We start from the raw sequence: 15,772 nt of genomic DNA on the forward strand, positions 1-15,772 counted from the left end.
TTCGATAATCTCACTTAAATATAGTACATAAAAATAATGCCCCAGTTAGGGGCATTATTTCAAAGGTAAATTGACGTTATGCTACGTCAATTTTATGGAACAGGCGGTACAGTACCGGTACAACGATAAGCGTCAGTACCGTCGCAAAACCCAAACCAAACATAATGGTTACCGCCATTGGCTTGAAGAAGATATCAGGCAATAGCGGAATCATACCAAGAATCGTCGTAATCGCTGCCATACATACCGGGCGAACACGGCTTAGTGCAGCATCAACAACAGCCACATAAGGGGCCTTACCTGACTTCATCTCAATCTCGATTTGGTCAAGCAGTACGATACCGTTCTTCAAAAGCATCCCGGATAGGCTCAAGAAGCCTAACAGAGCCATAAAGCCAAATGGGGTGTTTAAGGCTAACAAGCCAGTCGTCACACCAATTAAAGCTAGAGGTACCGTTAACCACACAATCAGTGGCTCTTTTACTGAGTTAAACAGAAACACAGTGATCAAGAACATAAACAAATAGCCAAGAGGCATGGTTGTAAACAGAGATGCCTGCGCTTTAGCTGATGATTCATATTCTCCTCCCCACTCAAGAGAATAACCTGACGGCATCTTAATCGCTTCAATTTGCGGTTGCAGGCGCTTCTGTAGCGTAGACGCCGTTTCTTCGCCCAGTAGGTCTGGATCCGCCATTACTGTCAGCATACGCTTACGGTTTTTACGGATGATCAGTGGATCTTCCCATTCCAACTCGTAACCTAACGTTACTTGTTGTAGAGGGATGTATTCACTTAGCGCAGGGCTCCAGATCTTCATACCTTCGATGTTACGAATATCAACACGCTCATCTTCCGGTAAACGAGCCACAATTGGCATCAGCGTTGTACCATCACGATACACACCAATCGACTTACCAGAGAAAGACATCGCGAGGAAATCATCAACATCAGACTTGGTGATACCGTAACGACGAGCTTGGCTTTCATTGAACTGAGGCTCTAGCACCTTAGTTCTTTCACGCCAGTCGTGGCGAACGTTAAACGCTCCGCTATCAGCACGCATTACATCCATCACTTGTGCTGCGATTGAACGTAATACCGTTGGATCAGAGCCTACGATACGAGCTTCAATCTTCGCACCACCACCAGGACCTAACTCGATCTGTTTTAGCTTGTAGTCGATCTCAGGGAACTGACCGTTAACATGGTCACGGAAGCGCTTCATTAGCCCTTCAAGCACTTCGTAGCTCTTAACGCGAACCGTTATCTCGCCGTAAGCACTATAACTTTTCTCTGGTGCGTAAGTCAGCATGAAACGTTGCAAGCCCTTACCTGCGGTCGTCGTGATGTGTTCAACTTCGTCCTGTTCAGCTAACCAGCTTTCAAGCACTTTAAGCTTAGTGTTGGTCGCTCGAATATCGGTCCCTTCCGGCATCCAAACATCAACTTGGAACATCGGCGTTGTCGATGACGGGAAGAAAGCTTGTTTTACAAAACCAAAGCCGTAAACACTCGCACCTAGACCAATAACCAGAACAATCATGGTTAGCCACGCACGCTTCATACAGAATTCTAGGAAGTTTTTGTAGACAACAAAAACCATCCCGTTGTACGGGTCTTTGCCTTCATTATCTGCATCGACCTTCTGACCTTTAAAGAAGATATCGGCAAAAAATGGCGTAATTGAGATAGCCGTAAACCAGCTCAACATTAGCGAGATAAGTAGAACCGTGAACAAGGTGCCACAGTACTCACCCGTCGAGTCTTCAGACAAACCGATAGGCGCAAATGCCGTTACCGCGATAACCGTTGCCCCCAGCAATGGCCATTTAGTCTGAGTTACGATATCAGTGGCGGCCTGCATCCTGGTTCGCCCCTTCTGCGTGCCGATCAATATCCCTTCAACCACCACTATGGCGTTATCCACTAGCATCCCCAGTGCGATAACCAATGCACCCAGTGAGATACGTTGTAGGTCGATTTTGAAGTACTGCATGAAAATGAAGGTACCAAACACGGTCAGTAGCAGTATCAAGCCAATCAAAAGACCGGAACGCAGACCCATGAAGAACAGCAGCACCACGATTACGATTGCAACAGCCTGCCCTAAGCTCACCACGAAGCCACTCACTGACTTATCTACTTCTTTAGGTTGGTTATAAACCTCTGAAATGTAGATGCCTACTGGCTGTTGGTATTTCAATTCAGCAAGTCTTCGGTCAAACGCTTCACCCACCGCGACCACGTTTACGCCTTGAGCAAAGGACACCCCCAGGTTAAGCGCTAGTTTGCCATTGTAGCCAATAATGTTAGTCGGTACTTCAACATAACCGCGGGTTACCTCTGCCACATCTTTTAGATAAATAAGGCCTTGAGCGCCACCTTCGGTCAGAATCAAGTCACCCAGTTGCTCTACATTCTGAAATTCGCCCGTAGGATGGATACGAATGTATTCGTCACCAATTCTCACAGCGCCTGCACTGGAAACAATGTTTTGAGTCGATAAAAGATTAAATACCGTGCTCGGCGAAATACCCAAAGAACTGATCCGTTTCATCGAGATTTCGATGAATACTTGTTCTTGCTGCTGACCAGAAACAGAAACTTTACTGACCCCCTCAACCAGTTCCAGCTCACGCCTTAGATAATCAATATAATCCAACAGTTCTTTATAGCTGTAGCCATCACCGGTTACCGCGAGCAAAATACCGTAAACATCACCAAAATCATCAATGACTTGTGGGTCGTTCACACCAGGCGGTAGTGACACTTTCAAGTCATTTACTTTTCGACGAAGTTCATCCCAAATCTGCGGCAGATCGTCTGGGCCATAGTTATTCTTCATCGTTACCGTTACCTGAGACAGGTCTCGGCTGGAGATAGAGTTAACCTCGTCAACATAGGTAAGTTGTTGAATCGCTTTCTCTAGTGGATAGGTTACTTCCTCTTCCACTTGCTGAGGTGTCGCACCTGGGTAAGAGGTGACAACCATCGCATCTTTGATAGTAAAGGCCGGGTCTTCTAGACGACCCAAACCAAAGAAGGCAGACACACCACCAATCAGGAAGATTAACGAGAGCATCCAACTGATAACTTTATTGCGAATAAAATAAGCTGCTACGCCCGTGATCTGATCATCACCTTGTTGAAAGTCATTCTGGGGCTTGTTATTTGCTTCACTCATTGTTCGCCTCCTGAGATAATACTTCCACTGTCATCCCATCTCGCAATCGCGATACGCCCGCTACAACTATATGTTGCCCCATCTCTAATCCTTTGATTATTTGCAACGTTTTCTGGTTGGCTTTACCTAATACCACTTTCTGCTTTGAAACTGTGTTGTCGTCATTAATGACCCAAACGAATGAGTTCTTTCGAGTAAGTTCATCGCCGTCAGCATTGAATACCGCCTCAATAGGCACTAAAACACCAGCTCTCAGTTCTAAACCAATATCTCGACCATGTGAGGTAACGTCGACCGCCATACCATCCAGAATCAGATCGTCTTCGGGCATCGGCAGTGCCAAGGTCACAGTAAAGGTTCCGGTACTCGGATCGGGCTCTGTTGTGAACTCTTTAATGCCTGCTGGGTACTCATTACCGCTTGGAACTCGTACCAAGGCCGTCACATTTTCAAGGATCGTCTCGCTAGGCTGATTAACGTAAATTTGATCAGGTAGCTGAATCACCACCTCAACATCATCAACGCTGTGAATATTCACGATTTGCTGACCCACTTGAATGTTCTCAAATTGATCGACACTGACACGGGAAATGATGCCATCAACGGGAGCTTTGAGCTTAGTGAAAGACAAGCGAAGCTTCGCCAGTTCCAACTCGGCGTATGCGATCTGACGTTGAGCGGCAATCTCATCAAACTGAGACTTCGCGAGTAAGCCCTTTTTCACTAGAGGTTCTGAACGCCTGAACTGGCTGTTCACCACAGTATATCGAGCTTGGGCATTATCGACGTCTAATTGATAGTCTGTAGGATCAAGCTCAGCTATCACATCCCCAGCCTCAACTCGTTCGCCTTCTTTGACATCGAGCCTGTATATCTCGCCCGCCACACGAAAGCTCAGATGTGCTTTTTCTGCCGCATTGGCAACGGCTGGGAAATAGAGTTTGTCATTGAAATCTAATACTGAAATCTCAATCGCTTTAACCAATGGAATGTTCTCAGCTTCTACTTGAGGCTCTTCTCCACAAGCGGTCAGCAAAGCTAAACATGACAGTCCTGTAGCTAATTTGAATGCACTCATGTTATAGCCCCCTTTCCTTGATCCACTCTCGAACCTTAACCCCGGATTCAAGGCCATTCACACCAGACGTTACGATGCGGTCGCCATCGTTTAAGCCCGAGACAATGTGACGTTTTTCATCAATTATAATCGCCACTTTTTCAACGATACCATCACTATTCACTCGCCAAACTGAGACATCATCGCCATCAGTCATCATGGCAGAGGCCGGGATTTTGGTTGCAGCTGCTTGGGCCGACACAAGATTCACGGTACCAGACATGCCTGGCAAGATGCCGATATCGGTTGGTCTTTCCATCACCATGGTCACTTTATATGAACCAGTTTTTGGGTCAGCTTCTGTATCGACCTCTTGGAACGTCAGTACGTAGGAGTTTTCAGGAAACGCATCAAATACCATGGTCGCATCGGTTTCAAACCCAGAAGAAAAACGCGTAATAAGTTGGTCGGGCAATAAGAAAACGACTTTAAGAATCTGATTGGTTTGAATATTCATGACGCCTTCTTTAGCGGCAATGTATTCATGATTTTCAGCTGGAATAATGGAAATGGTGCCATCATAAGGGGCAACTAAAGTGGTGTAGCGAAGATTCGCATTCGCTTGATTAAGCATCGCACGAGCCGAATTGTGGTTCGCTTTCGCTTGGTCGAAATCTTGCTCTGACACTACGCGGTCTTCACGCAGTTTAATCGCACGTTGGTACTGCACATCGGCAAGCTGAAAGTTCGCTTTTGCTTGCTTCTCTAGCAGTTGATATTCATCAGGGTTTAACATGGCGAGTTTATCGCCTTTCGAAACATGCTGCCCAGCAGCCACATCGATGCTCTGTAATAATCCGGGAACGCGGAATGCGAGTAACGCTCTATCACCAGCTTCAGTTGTAGCAGGGAAATTACGCTCAAAAGTATTATTACCGACGGAGACGGTAAAGAGTTTGGCGGGTCTAGATTCAGGTTCAGGTACGGGAGGAAGCTCCTTACCACACCCAGACAACCCAGCTAGGGCCGTCAATAGGACAAGGGAGGCTCGATACATTGGTGATCATCCATATCTATAAATATTTTTATAACATAGAATAATCGCATGCAACTTACCAGTCGGCGTAAGATTTATTTAGATAAAATTATTAAAAAAAATAACGGCTTGGAAAAAATTTTTCTAAACCGTCATCTTATATTTTTTAGGTTTTTCGCTACATGTTCTTGAATTCGCGGTTCACTTTAAACGTATCAGATGTGACATAAGCTTCCATGTTGCGGACACTGGTCTCTAACTTCTGGAAATCACTCTCTAAAGTGTTCAATAGCGACTCTGCAGTTTGCCCTTTTTCCCAAGGCTTTTGCTTGAGCGTGTGCTCTTGTTTAACCTTCATTTGGTCGACATACTGAGGTGGTTGTTTTTCAAGCATAAATGTCAAAGCAATATACGCCAATAACACCAAAAAACTACCACCGAGCAGTGCAGCAGAGATAACCATGATACGAACCAGCCAAACTTCAAGACCGAAATAATTCGCCAACCCTGCACACACGCCAGACAACTGACCGTTAATTGGATCGCGATACAGATCTCTACTCATAGTCTCGTCTCCAGTTAGGTGACTCCGCATCCAGTATTTTTTCTAGCGTTGTTACACGATCTTGCATCGTCTCTGCTTGTGCTGAAAGCTTATGCAGGCGTTGAAGATCCGTTTCCGATAGCCCATTACTGGATTTCTTCTTGCTGCGGTAATGTAAGAATAACCATAGCGGTGCCACGAAGATCAAAAAGACAATCAGTGGACCTGCAATTAGAAATGTGGACATAGACAACTCCTGAATTATTTATCGCGGTTTTCAACTTGCTGCTTCAGTTTCGCTAGCTCTTTTTCAATTTCATCTTGAGCTTGTAGCTCTGCAAATTCTTGGTCTAACGATTTTGCATTGCCTGTCTTCGCGTAAACATCCGCTTCAGCTTCTAATTCATCCACTTTACGCGAGAATTGCTCAAACTTCGCCATTGCTTCACTAGTTTTGCTTGAGTGCAGGTGTTTTTGCACATCACGACGGTTGCTTGCTGCGTTGTTGCGGATCATCAGTGCTTGTTGCTTGGCACGTGTTTCCGCAATCTTAGTTTCAAGCTTACCAATCTCATTCGTTAGTTTCTCAATCGTTTCATGCACTAACGTTTGCTCTGTGTGTAGACTCTTGATGATGTCTTCAAGCTTTTGCTTTTCGATCAGCGCCGCTCTCGCTAGATCTTCACGTTGCTTAGTGAGTGCCAGTGTCGCTTTATTCTGCCAATCAAGAATCTGAGTTTCGATAGCTTCAACTTTACGAGCGAGTTCTTTCTTGTCCGCGATAGCTTTTGCTGAGTTAGTGCGAACCTCTACCAATGTATCTTCCATTTCTTGGATGATCAGGCGAATCATTTTTTCAGGATCTTCAGCCTTGTCTAACAATGCGCTGATGTTTGAATTTACGATGTCTGCAAAGCGAGAAAAAATACCCATGAGGAACTCCTAATTACAATTGAAGGCAAATGCGTTTTAAATCGTTGTGCGACTCATCACCACTTGCTCGCTAATTTACATTTTTTGTTAAACCTGCCATAAGTAATCCAAGTAGCGTGCCAACTTTTAAGACATTAATTATCAGTCACTTACAATATGATGGCGATTCACCTGAACCATGCTATGATGAATTTAACCAAGTATTGGTATTTTTCACCATTACAGCCCTTAGATGACCTCCACCAGCGCTCAGCTACTACAAGGACCCGCTATGCAGCAGAATCTCATTGGTGAATCACCTAGCTTTCTTTCTGTGTTGGACAAAGTTTCTCAACTGGCTCCAATAGAGAGACCTATTCTGATCATTGGCGAACGTGGTACAGGTAAAGAGTTGATTGCACAAAGGCTTCATTACCTCTCAAAGCGTTGGGACAAGCCACTGATCTCGCTAAACTGTTCAACACTGAGCGAAGGCTTAATTGATTCAGAGCTGTTTGGTCATGAGTCAGGCTCCTTTACCGGTTCAAAAGGTCGTCACCATGGCCGATTTGAAAGAGCAGAGGGCGGCACACTATTTCTTGATGAACTCGCGACAACGCCCCTTGCAGTTCAAGAGAAACTATTGCGGGTTATCGAATACGGACAATATGAACGTGTTGGTGGACAAAAAGCACTGAGTGCAAATGTAAGGCTGGTGTGTGCGACCAATGCAGACCTTCCAGAGATGGCATCTAAGGGCAGATTCAGAGCTGACTTATTAGATAGACTCGCTTTTGATGTGATTACTATTCCCCCGCTTCGTGAGCGGAAAGAAGACATCATATTACTGGCCGAATACTACGCTATCAAGATGTGCCGTGAATTAGAGCTTGAGCTATTTGTTGGCTTTGCACCATCAGCCATTGAATCCTTATTGGCAAACTCTTGGCCAGGTAATGTCAGAGAGCTCAAAAACGTCATCGAGCGTGCCATCTACCAACATGGCAATAACCCATATCCTATTGAATCTTTGGTATTTAACCCGTTCAAGCCAGCATGGGACACGAATCAAGAATCCTCTCAAGAAATTGGCAATGCCCCATCCAACAGCCATACTTCTACTGAGAACTCGATATCTTTGCCTCTTGACTACAAAGCATGGCAAGAACAACAAGACATCAAACTACTCAATCAAGCCTTAAAACAGAGTAAGTACAACCAAAAACAAGCCGCCGAATTACTCGGGCTCACCTACAACCAATTAAGAGGAATGGTGAGGAAGTACGCGATTGTCGGACAAGGCAGTGAGAAATAGCCACAGTCATAGGATTATTATTTGGAGCCGAATAAATAAAATGTTAAATTATCCGGATCTTGAAGGCTCCTCTAACGCCTCGTTTAGAAAAGTATTTCTTTTTATGAAAGCACTAATAAGACTATCACTGAGCATCTGCACGCTGAGCTTTTTAGCCGGATGTGGTGAGAGTGTGAATCACGAGCAAATTCGTGAAAAAGGCTTCATTTATTGCGGCCAAGGTAATCCTAGTACCTTCAACCCTCAATTGGTTGATAGTGGAATTACAGCAGAATCGCTGAGCCCTCAAATCTTCGACACGCTGCTCACACTTGATCCTATGACCTATCGACCACAACAGAACTTGGCAACAAGCTGGTCTGTCGATAAATCAGGTACTGAATACACTTTCAAACTGCGCCCTAACGTTGCGTTCCAGACCACAGACTGGTTTACGCCAACCCGTTCTATGAACGCGCAAGATGTGGTTTTTAGTTTCGAACGTATCATTGATAGCTCAAACCCATTCCACTATGTGGGCGGTGGTCTATATCCATGGTTTGCTGGCATCGACCTCAAGAACTTGATTGTCGATATCACGGCAGTGGATGACTTAACCGTTAAATTCAAATTAAGTCGACCAGATAATTCTTTTTTAAATAACATCGCGACCAGTTACGCGGTGATTCACTCTAAAGAGTACGCAAACCAACTCGTGGCTGCTGATGAGAAGAATGACATCGACTCAAAGCCAGTTGGTACAGGCCCATTTTATCTGGATGAATATCAAATCAACGACTTGGTGCGTCTTAAAAAGAACAAGCATTACTGGAAAAGTGATGTGCAAATGGACCAAGTGGTTTTCGATACCTCACAACGAGGAACTGGCACACTCGCTAAGTTGCTGCGCAATGAATGTGATGTATTGATCTCGCCGATTTCTAGCCAGATTCCAATCATTCAAGCACATGAAGAGCTGCAGATATCCGCGACACCAGCGGTGAATGTCTCTTTCATCGCCCTTAATACTGAGCACCCTGCCCTGCGTGATTCTCGTGTACGTAAAGCGCTGAACTTGGCCATCAACCGCCAGAATATTCTTGATTCGGTATACTACGGTACAGGTACCAAGGCTTATACGCTGCTGCCTCCAACATCTTGGGCTCATCAGAAAGACAAAGTTCAAGTACGCTACGACCGAAACTATGCGATAGCCCTTCTCAAAGAAGCCGGCGTAGAGCCAGGATTAGAGCTTTCAATGTGGGTACCGCTAGAACCAAGAGCGTACAACCCAAGCCCGCGTAAGACCGCTGAGCTTATACAAGCTAACTTAGCGGACATCGGCATCGAATTGAAACTTTACACTGACGATCGATTCGACCGTACAAAGCTGTCTTCAATCGCCTCAACAGATCTGCTACTAACAGGTTGGATCGGCAATACTGGTGACCCTGATAACTTCTTGCGTCCGCTACTCTCGTGCAGCTCTGAGCGCGTAGGACTCAACGTATCGATGTGGTGTAATTCAGATTTCGATTTCCTTCTGGATTTAGCCTTAGAGATCAACCAACAAAGGCACCGTGTAAACTTGTATCGCCAAGCCCAAAACATTCTCAACGAGGAAGTACCTGTGATCCCTCTGGCTCACGGAGTGCAGTTCCGCGTTCATGATCGTTCACTAACCGGCTTTAAACAAAGTCCGTTCAATGCCCAACCTTTTGATCAAGTCAGAAGAGAGGTGCACTGATGTTTTGGTATACATTAAGACGTATTAACTTGTTCTTTATCACGCTCGCGATCCTGACGATGGTCGGCTTTTCGTTACTGCGACTCGACCAAACCTCACCGTGGGCGATTCAAGATTTCTGGCCGGGCTGGATAAGCTACGTCACTGAATTGTCGACGCTGAATTTTGGCTTGAGCAAACACGGCACCCCTATCATTGAGGAGCTTGTGGTTGTGTTCCCAGCCACATTAGAACTGTGTTTCTTTGCGTTTGTGTTAGCGCTTTTGATTGGCATCCCCTTTGGGACCATCGCAGGCATGAGACAAGGTAAATTTGTCGACACCACTATCTCGTTCACCTCGATGGCCGGTTACTCAGCACCAATATTCTGGGTCGCACTCTTGATGATCATGGTGTTCTCTCTGCATTTTGAGATGTTCCCTGTTGGCGGTCGATACGATCTACTTTATGAGATTGAACACGTGACAGGCTTTGCGATCATCGATGCCTTTTTTGCTGAAGGTCGCTACCGCGCGCACGCTTTGCAAAGTGTCATCGAGCACATGGCGCTGCCGTGTCTTGTTTTAGCATTGGCACCGACGACTCAGGTTATCCGTTTAATGCGAGCGTCTGTGGCTGAAGTGATGACGCAGAACTACATCCGTGCAGCACGTATTAAAGGTCTATCAACAAGAGAGATCGTGACTCAACACGTATTACGAAATGCGATTCCACCGATTATTCCTAAGGTCGGTGTTCAACTGTCGAGTATGTTAACGCTTGCGATCATTACCGAGTCAATCTTTAACTGGCCGGGGATTGGGCGCTGGTTACTGGACGCTTTATCGAATCAAGATTACGTTTCTATTCAAGCTGGCGTAATAGTGGTGGCAACTCTGGTTTTGACTGCAAATATTCTGTCTGATCTGTTAGGCGCAATGGTCAACCCACTGGTAAGGAAGGAATGGTATGCTAACAAATAACGTCTACCAGGAAGAACAGGTTCCTACCCAGTTTGAGCGTTTCTGGCGTAGCTTCCGCTCTAACAACCTTGCGATGTTTGGCTTGTGGTGTTTGATATTGATCATTCTGGTGACGATCACTTCTCCGTGGTTAGCGCCCCATGATGCACAAGAGCAAACAGGTCATCTTTTAACACCGCCATCTTGGGAGCCAGCAGGTACTGTTGAATACTTCTTAGGTACAGACGATCTAGGTCGAGATATTCTTTCTCGCTTGATCATTGGCTCTCAGCTTACCTTTGGCGCTGCGGTCGTGATTACCTTCATTGCGGCTGTCATTGGCTGTCTCATTGGCGTACTTGCGGGCATGACGCGCGGTTTGCTATCAAGTACTCTAAACCACCTGCTTGATACAGTGATGTCGATTCCGTCTCTGCTACTAGCCATCATCTTTGTAGCATTCCTTGGCTTTGGCGAGTTCAATATCTTGCTAGCCTTGTGTTTGGCATTGATTCCGCGTTTTATTCGCTCTGTCTACATTGCTGTGCATGCCGAGGTGGAGAAAGACTATATCCTTGCTTCTCGTCTTGATGGTGCGAACGACTTCTACCTGCTGTGGAATTCGATTCTTCCAAATATTCTTACTGTGGTGGCACTAGAAATTACGCTGGCGTTATCGGTCGCAATTCTTGATATTACTGCTTTAGGCTTCCTTGGTCTTGGCGCTCAAGCACCAAGCACCGAATGGGGCTCTATCCTCGGTGATTCTGTAGAACTTATTTATCTCGCACCATGGACAGTAACCCTACCAGGCCTAGCCATTATGTTTGCAGTGATTGTGATTAACCTCGTCGGTGAAGGTGTTCGCCAAGCGCTAAATGCAGGAATCGAATAATGCCGTTACTTGATATTCGACATCTAACCATTGAAATTGAGACCCCTCAAGGGATGGTTAAAGCGGTAGATCGAATGAGTATTACCCTCAATGAAGGGGAAATTCGTGGTTTAGTAGGTGAATCAGGCTCTGGTAAAAGCTTGGTTGCTAAAGCGATCGTTGGTGTTTGTAAAGAAAACTGGAAGGTATCCGCTGACCGTATGCGACTGGGGAATATTGACCTGCTTCAACTGACACCGAAAGAGCGCAGACGTGTTATTGCTCGTGACATCGCGATGATTTTCCAAGAACCATCGACGTGTCTTGATCCTTCGGAAAAAGTGGGCAATCAACTGCTCGAAGCCATTCCCTCACACGCCTTTGAAGGTCGGTGGTGGCAACGATTTAAGTGGCGCAAGAAACAAGCCATCGCTCTATTGCACAAAGTCGGCATCAAAGATCACTCGCGTCTAATGGACAGCTACTCTTATGAGCTTACCGATGGTGAGTGTCAAAAGGTGATGATCGCGATGGCGATTGCTGCCAAGCCGAAAGTCTTGATTGCCGATGAACCGACCAACGACTTGGACCCGATTACCCAGTCTCAGATCTTACGATTATTGAGCCGAATGAATCAGCTCCATAATACGACCATCATCCTGATCGGCCATGACTTAACGACCATCACTCAATGGGCGACTCGAATTACTGTTATGTACTGTGGCCAGTCTGTTGAATCTGCGGATACGCAAAAACTGTTGGATGCCCCAAAGCACCCATACACTGTGGCTCTGTTGAAAGCTATGCCAGACTTTAACGACTGGATCCCACACAAAGAGAAGCTTCAATCACTGCCAGGGTCGATTCCTCCACTACAGCATCTTCCTATTGGTTGTCGATTAGGTCCACGTTGCCCTTATGCGCAAAGACAGTGTGTGGAAATCCCACATACCAAGCGAATTAAGAACCATAAGTTTAACTGCCACTTCCCTCTGAATATGGAGAAGAAAAAGAAATCATGAGTGCATTATTAGAAGTCAGTGAATTATCCAAAGACTTTACGACTCGCTCTGGTCTTTTCCGTAAAAAAATTCATCAAGCGGTGAAGCCGGTAAGCTTTACGCTTGAAGCAGGCCAAACGATCGGCTTTATTGGTCAGAACGGCTCTGGGAAATCGACGTTAGCAAGAATGCTAGCAGGCATGGTAGAACCGACTGCTGGTGAAATTCGTGTAAACGGTGAAAAGCTTGAACACAAAGACTACTCAACTCGCTGTAAGTTAATTCGCATGATCTTCCAAGATCCCAACACATCGCTTAACCCGCGCATCCAGATTGGTCGTATTCTGGAAGGCCCTTTAAAGCGAAACACCAACATGACGCCAGAAGCTCGTATGCGCCGTGTAAAGGACACACTATTACGTGTAGGCCTTCTACCAGAGCATGCTTATTTCTACCCTCAGATGCTTGCTGCAGGTCAGAAACAAAGGGTTTGTCTAGCTCGTGCCTTGATACTTCAGCCATCAATCATTGTCGCTGACGAAGCTTTGAACGGTCTTGATATGGCAATGCGTTCTCAGATCATCAACCTGTTCTTAGAACTGCAAGAAGAGATGGGCGTATCCTTCGTCTACGTATCTCAACACCTTGGCATTGTTAAACACATCACCGACAAAATCATTGTGATGCACGAAGGCGATGTGGTTGAGAGCGGGGAAACCGATGAAGTATTAACCAACCCAAGCCACCAAATCACCCAAAGACTGGTTGAGAGCCATTTCTCCAAAGCGCCAAATCACTAAGCTGAAAACACACTATGTTGAGTAAGAGGGAAAGTATGTTACGAACCGCTACAATATTTCCCCTCTTGCTTGTTAGTCTCTCGTTAAAAGTGGTAGCTACGCCGCTTACTTGGTTAGATAGAACCTTCATAGAGGCCGCATTTTATAACGTGGCATTGCAACACGAATATTCCTCAGGGCCTAAACCACTCGCCAAATGGCAGCAATCGATCAAAATTTGGATTGACCATCGTGTCGGTGATCAAGAGCTTCATCAAGCCCCACAGAGCTGCATACACAGCACTTAGCTCAAGTGACCCAACCCCCATCTCACACGTCAATAAAGAGTCTGAAGCGAACGTTAAGTGGATATACACCAGACAAAGCAAGTAGATTTCGGAATCCAAACGCGTACTCAATCTCAAATAGGCGGAGCACTAAAACAGTGCGATTTGCACAGCGGGCTATCGAACTAACACTAAAGGTTAAATTGTGTATGCAAGAATCATTATTCCTGTTGATCAGGCAAGATCAAGAGAAAGGCTTGTCGCCTGTATCGTAAAAGAAGTCAAACAAGTTCTTGGGCTACCCAATGATTTAGATACAACCTACCCTTCCATCTTCAACGATCATACGCCAGAAGATCTACTTTCACCGTTAGATGTGGTGCTACTTCAATTACTCTACGAATCAGAGTTAAAATCTGGAATAACCACAGCACAAGTAAAGCCCATTGTGCGAAAAGTTTAAAAAGGTAACAAGAGGCGGGTGTACTTAAACGAGCACCAAAGGCAGCACAACAAGCACCTTTGTATCAGTTGATTGGATATTAGTACGTGAGATAGTGGTTGTGTTGTTTGGGGAGCGCTGGGGCAGCATACAGAATGAAAGCGTTGCCTAACAGAAGGCAACGCTGAATTATGATGTAACGAGAAGATTAACGCTTAGCAGCCTGTTTCTTCAGCTCAAAGTCGAATTCATCAGGGAACAGGATAACGCCTTCTTCTTGCTCATTAGGGAATATAACCACAGCAAGTTCATCGTCTTCTAGACCGATCGTCCAGCGGCTGTGCCATTTATTTAATGAGATAGACTCAGCCTTACACTCAGCCCAGTCACCTGTCGCCCATGACTCAGCAAACTCTTGGTTTGGCCATACAGGAACGCAGTCTTCGTCTTCTGTGTTTAGCATTACACAACCGTGCTCATCGGTTAAGATCCATACTTCACGGTTTGCTACGATTTCTTTCACACAGTACTTTAGGCGTTGCTCACCCGTGTACTTATTGATTTCAGCGATTCTTTTATCGTCTAGCTGTGTAGTCATCTTAATTTCCTACTTTAGTCAGTAACTTTGCGCTTAAAGTTATTTTATGCGGAGTCCTTTTAACTGCAAATATTATCGATGAAGAAAAGTGCTTACTTCAAAGCAAAACGCCTGCTAACTTAGCAGGCGTTTATTATTAAGTGACTTGATTAAACAAGCTCACCTTGTAGCCAAGGCCAACCTTGCTTCTTACGACTTAATGTATTTTCCATCATTAGCATGCCGTCTTTTTCGTGCTTAACCAATTTCTCAGCCCACTCACCTTTGTAAAGTAGACGAGTTTGAGCAGTAGTGATGTCAGTAAGCATTACAGCAGCGAATGCTAGACCGTCTTTCTCACAACGCTCTTCAAGATCCGCTTCAAGTGCTTCGATCATGCCATCTACTTGCTCAAGAGTTGCAAGTTCAACTTGACCAACAACAACATCGCGACCGTTAAATGGGTAGCCTTTAAGGTCTTTTTCTACTAGCTGTGCAGCAGATAGGCCTTCGATGTTTGTTTTAGCGATTAGAAGTGCTTTGATGAATGCATCAACGTTGTCTACGCCAGCGATTTCAGCAAGTTCAGCAACAGCGTCTTTATCTTTTTGAGTACAAGTTGGAGATGCGAAACCAACAGTGTCTGAAAGGATTGCAGACATCATTAGCTTAGCGATTTGTTGAGAGATAGCGTGACCTTCAATCTTGAACATGTTGAAAAGTACTGTATTAGTACAACCAACAGGCCAGATCCAAGCTTCCATTGGGTTAACTGTCATCACGTCGCCTAGACGGTGGTGATCGACAATACCTAGGATCTCTGCGTCAGCAACATCGTCTGGCGCTTGTGCTAGATCTGAGTAGTCTACTAGCCAGATTTTCTCACCAGCAACAGAAGTACGAAGTTCTGGCATTTCTGCACCAGCAACTTCAAGAATGTGTTGAGTTTCGCGGTTGATCTCGCCTTGGCGAATTGGTGTCGCTTCCTCGCCACGAGCTTTAAGAAGCTCTGTTGCAACTAACGCACTACAAATACTGTCACTATCAGGGTTTTTGTGACCAACAACTAAAATCATGTTTCTTCCTATTACACT

15 protein-coding genes are annotated in these 15,772 nt (G+C 45.4%); 7 read left to right on the forward strand and 8 right to left on the reverse strand.

All coding sequences use genetic code 11. The features are described 5' to 3' along the window. Nucleotides 1-76: 76 nt before the first annotated feature. The 6 genes from ACTRWI_RS02370 to pspA form a co-directional block, all read right to left on the reverse strand. Nucleotides 77-3,187 (reverse strand): efflux RND transporter permease subunit, encoded by a 3,111-nt coding sequence (locus tag ACTRWI_RS02370; RefSeq protein WP_499129036.1) that lies wholly within the window; start codon nt 3,185-3,187, stop codon nt 77-79. Then, on the reverse strand, nt 3,180-4,265 hold the full coding sequence (locus tag ACTRWI_RS02375) for an efflux RND transporter periplasmic adaptor subunit (RefSeq protein WP_499129038.1): 1,086 nt from the start codon (nt 4,263-4,265) through the stop codon (nt 3,180-3,182). The genes ACTRWI_RS02370 and ACTRWI_RS02375 overlap by 8 nt, the downstream gene beginning before the upstream one ends. 1 nt (nt 4,266) lies before the next feature. After that, nucleotides 4,267-5,301, reverse strand: coding sequence for an efflux RND transporter periplasmic adaptor subunit (locus ACTRWI_RS02380; RefSeq protein WP_499129040.1), 1,035 nt, complete (start codon nt 5,299-5,301; stop codon nt 4,267-4,269). A 157-nt stretch (nt 5,302-5,458) separates the two neighbouring features. Next, nucleotides 5,459-5,845 (reverse strand): envelope stress response membrane protein PspC, encoded by a 387-nt coding sequence (gene pspC, locus ACTRWI_RS02385; protein ID WP_499129042.1) that lies wholly within the window; start codon nt 5,843-5,845, stop codon nt 5,459-5,461. Further along, nucleotides 5,838-6,071, reverse strand: coding sequence for an envelope stress response membrane protein PspB (pspB, locus tag ACTRWI_RS02390; protein ID WP_499129043.1), 234 nt, complete (start codon nt 6,069-6,071; stop codon nt 5,838-5,840). The genes pspC and pspB overlap by 8 nt, the downstream gene beginning before the upstream one ends. A gap of 14 nt (nt 6,072-6,085) precedes the next feature. Further along, nucleotides 6,086-6,757 (reverse strand): phage shock protein PspA, encoded by a 672-nt coding sequence (gene pspA / locus ACTRWI_RS02395; protein ID WP_063522377.1) that lies wholly within the window; start codon nt 6,755-6,757, stop codon nt 6,086-6,088. Between the two features lie 271 nt (nt 6,758-7,028). Between pspA and pspF the strand changes: the two genes are divergently transcribed. The 7 genes from pspF (at nt 7,029) to ACTRWI_RS02430 (ending at nt 14,122) form a co-directional block, all read left to right on the forward strand. Beyond that, nucleotides 7,029-8,051 carry a phage shock protein operon transcriptional activator gene (pspF, locus tag ACTRWI_RS02400; RefSeq protein ID WP_499129045.1) on the forward strand — a complete coding sequence of 341 codons (1,023 nt, stop codon included), beginning with the start codon at nt 7,029-7,031 and terminating at the stop codon, nt 8,049-8,051. Between the two features lie 103 nt (nt 8,052-8,154). Continuing rightward, nucleotides 8,155-9,777 (forward strand): ABC transporter substrate-binding protein SapA, encoded by a 1,623-nt coding sequence (gene sapA, locus ACTRWI_RS02405; protein ID WP_499129047.1) that lies wholly within the window; start codon nt 8,155-8,157, stop codon nt 9,775-9,777. Beyond that, nucleotides 9,777-10,739 (forward strand): ABC transporter permease, encoded by a 963-nt coding sequence (locus ACTRWI_RS02410; protein WP_499129049.1) that lies wholly within the window; start codon nt 9,777-9,779, stop codon nt 10,737-10,739. Before sapA ends, ACTRWI_RS02410 begins: the two co-directional genes overlap by 1 nt. Further along, nucleotides 10,726-11,613 (forward strand): putrescine export ABC transporter permease SapC, encoded by an 888-nt coding sequence (gene sapC, locus ACTRWI_RS02415; RefSeq protein ID WP_499129051.1) that lies wholly within the window; start codon nt 10,726-10,728, stop codon nt 11,611-11,613. The genes ACTRWI_RS02410 and sapC overlap by 14 nt, the downstream gene beginning before the upstream one ends. After that, the gene (locus tag ACTRWI_RS02420) at nt 11,613-12,614 is read left to right on the forward strand and encodes a peptide ABC transporter ATP-binding protein (protein ID WP_499129053.1); all 1,002 of its coding nucleotides are present in this window, start codon (nt 11,613-11,615) and stop codon (nt 12,612-12,614) included. Before sapC ends, ACTRWI_RS02420 begins: the two co-directional genes overlap by 1 nt. Further along, nucleotides 12,611-13,393 carry a peptide ABC transporter ATP-binding protein gene (locus tag ACTRWI_RS02425; protein WP_499129055.1) on the forward strand — a complete coding sequence of 261 codons (783 nt, stop codon included), beginning with the start codon at nt 12,611-12,613 and terminating at the stop codon, nt 13,391-13,393. Before ACTRWI_RS02420 ends, ACTRWI_RS02425 begins: the two co-directional genes overlap by 4 nt. Before the next feature lie 471 nt (nt 13,394-13,864). Further along, the gene (locus ACTRWI_RS02430; RefSeq protein ID WP_499129057.1) at nt 13,865-14,122 is read left to right on the forward strand and encodes a DUF2927 domain-containing protein; all 258 of its coding nucleotides are present in this window, start codon (nt 13,865-13,867) and stop codon (nt 14,120-14,122) included. A gap of 187 nt (nt 14,123-14,309) precedes the next feature. Here ACTRWI_RS02430 and ACTRWI_RS02435 read toward each other — a convergent pair whose 3' ends face one another. After that, the gene (locus ACTRWI_RS02435; RefSeq protein ID WP_499129059.1) at nt 14,310-14,699 is read right to left on the reverse strand and encodes a DUF2750 domain-containing protein; all 390 of its coding nucleotides are present in this window, start codon (nt 14,697-14,699) and stop codon (nt 14,310-14,312) included. A 149-nt stretch (nt 14,700-14,848) separates the two neighbouring features. Beyond that, complete coding sequence (locus tag ACTRWI_RS02440; RefSeq protein ID WP_499129061.1) at nt 14,849-15,754, reverse strand: manganese-dependent inorganic pyrophosphatase; 906 nt, start codon at nt 15,752-15,754, stop codon at nt 14,849-14,851. Between the last annotated feature and the right edge of the window lie 18 nt (nt 15,755-15,772).

The organism is Pseudoalteromonas sp. G5_S1_14_S5 (assembly GCF_054968605.1).

Excerpts from the sequence above, each read along its gene's own strand:
- ACTRWI_RS02420 (WP_499129053.1), top strand. The coding sequence starts at position 11,613 with ATGCCGTTACTTGATATTCGACATCTAACCATTGAAATTGAGACCCCT.
- pspA (WP_063522377.1), bottom strand. The coding sequence starts at position 6,757 with ATGGGTATTTTTTCTCGCTTTGCAGACATCGTAAATTCAAACATCAGC.
- pspF (WP_499129045.1), top strand. The coding sequence starts at position 7,029 with ATGCAGCAGAATCTCATTGGTGAATCACCTAGCTTTCTTTCTGTGTTG.
- sapC (WP_499129051.1), top strand. The coding sequence starts at position 10,726 with ATGCTAACAAATAACGTCTACCAGGAAGAACAGGTTCCTACCCAGTTT.
- ACTRWI_RS02410 (WP_499129049.1), top strand. The coding sequence starts at position 9,777 with ATGTTTTGGTATACATTAAGACGTATTAACTTGTTCTTTATCACGCTC.
- pspB (WP_499129043.1), bottom strand. The coding sequence starts at position 6,071 with ATGTCCACATTTCTAATTGCAGGTCCACTGATTGTCTTTTTGATCTTC.
- ACTRWI_RS02425 (WP_499129055.1), top strand. The coding sequence starts at position 12,611 with ATGAGTGCATTATTAGAAGTCAGTGAATTATCCAAAGACTTTACGACT.
- ACTRWI_RS02375 (WP_499129038.1), bottom strand. The coding sequence starts at position 4,265 with ATGAGTGCATTCAAATTAGCTACAGGACTGTCATGTTTAGCTTTGCTG.
- ACTRWI_RS02380 (WP_499129040.1), bottom strand. The coding sequence starts at position 5,301 with ATGTATCGAGCCTCCCTTGTCCTATTGACGGCCCTAGCTGGGTTGTCT.
- ACTRWI_RS02370 (WP_499129036.1), bottom strand. The coding sequence starts at position 3,187 with ATGAGTGAAGCAAATAACAAGCCCCAGAATGACTTTCAACAAGGTGAT.
- ACTRWI_RS02440 (WP_499129061.1), bottom strand. The coding sequence starts at position 15,754 with ATGATTTTAGTTGTTGGTCACAAAAACCCTGATAGTGACAGTATTTGT.
- ACTRWI_RS02435 (WP_499129059.1), bottom strand. The coding sequence starts at position 14,699 with ATGACTACACAGCTAGACGATAAAAGAATCGCTGAAATCAATAAGTAC.
- pspC (WP_499129042.1), bottom strand. The coding sequence starts at position 5,845 with ATGAGTAGAGATCTGTATCGCGATCCAATTAACGGTCAGTTGTCTGGC.
- sapA (WP_499129047.1), top strand. The coding sequence starts at position 8,155 with ATGAAAGCACTAATAAGACTATCACTGAGCATCTGCACGCTGAGCTTT.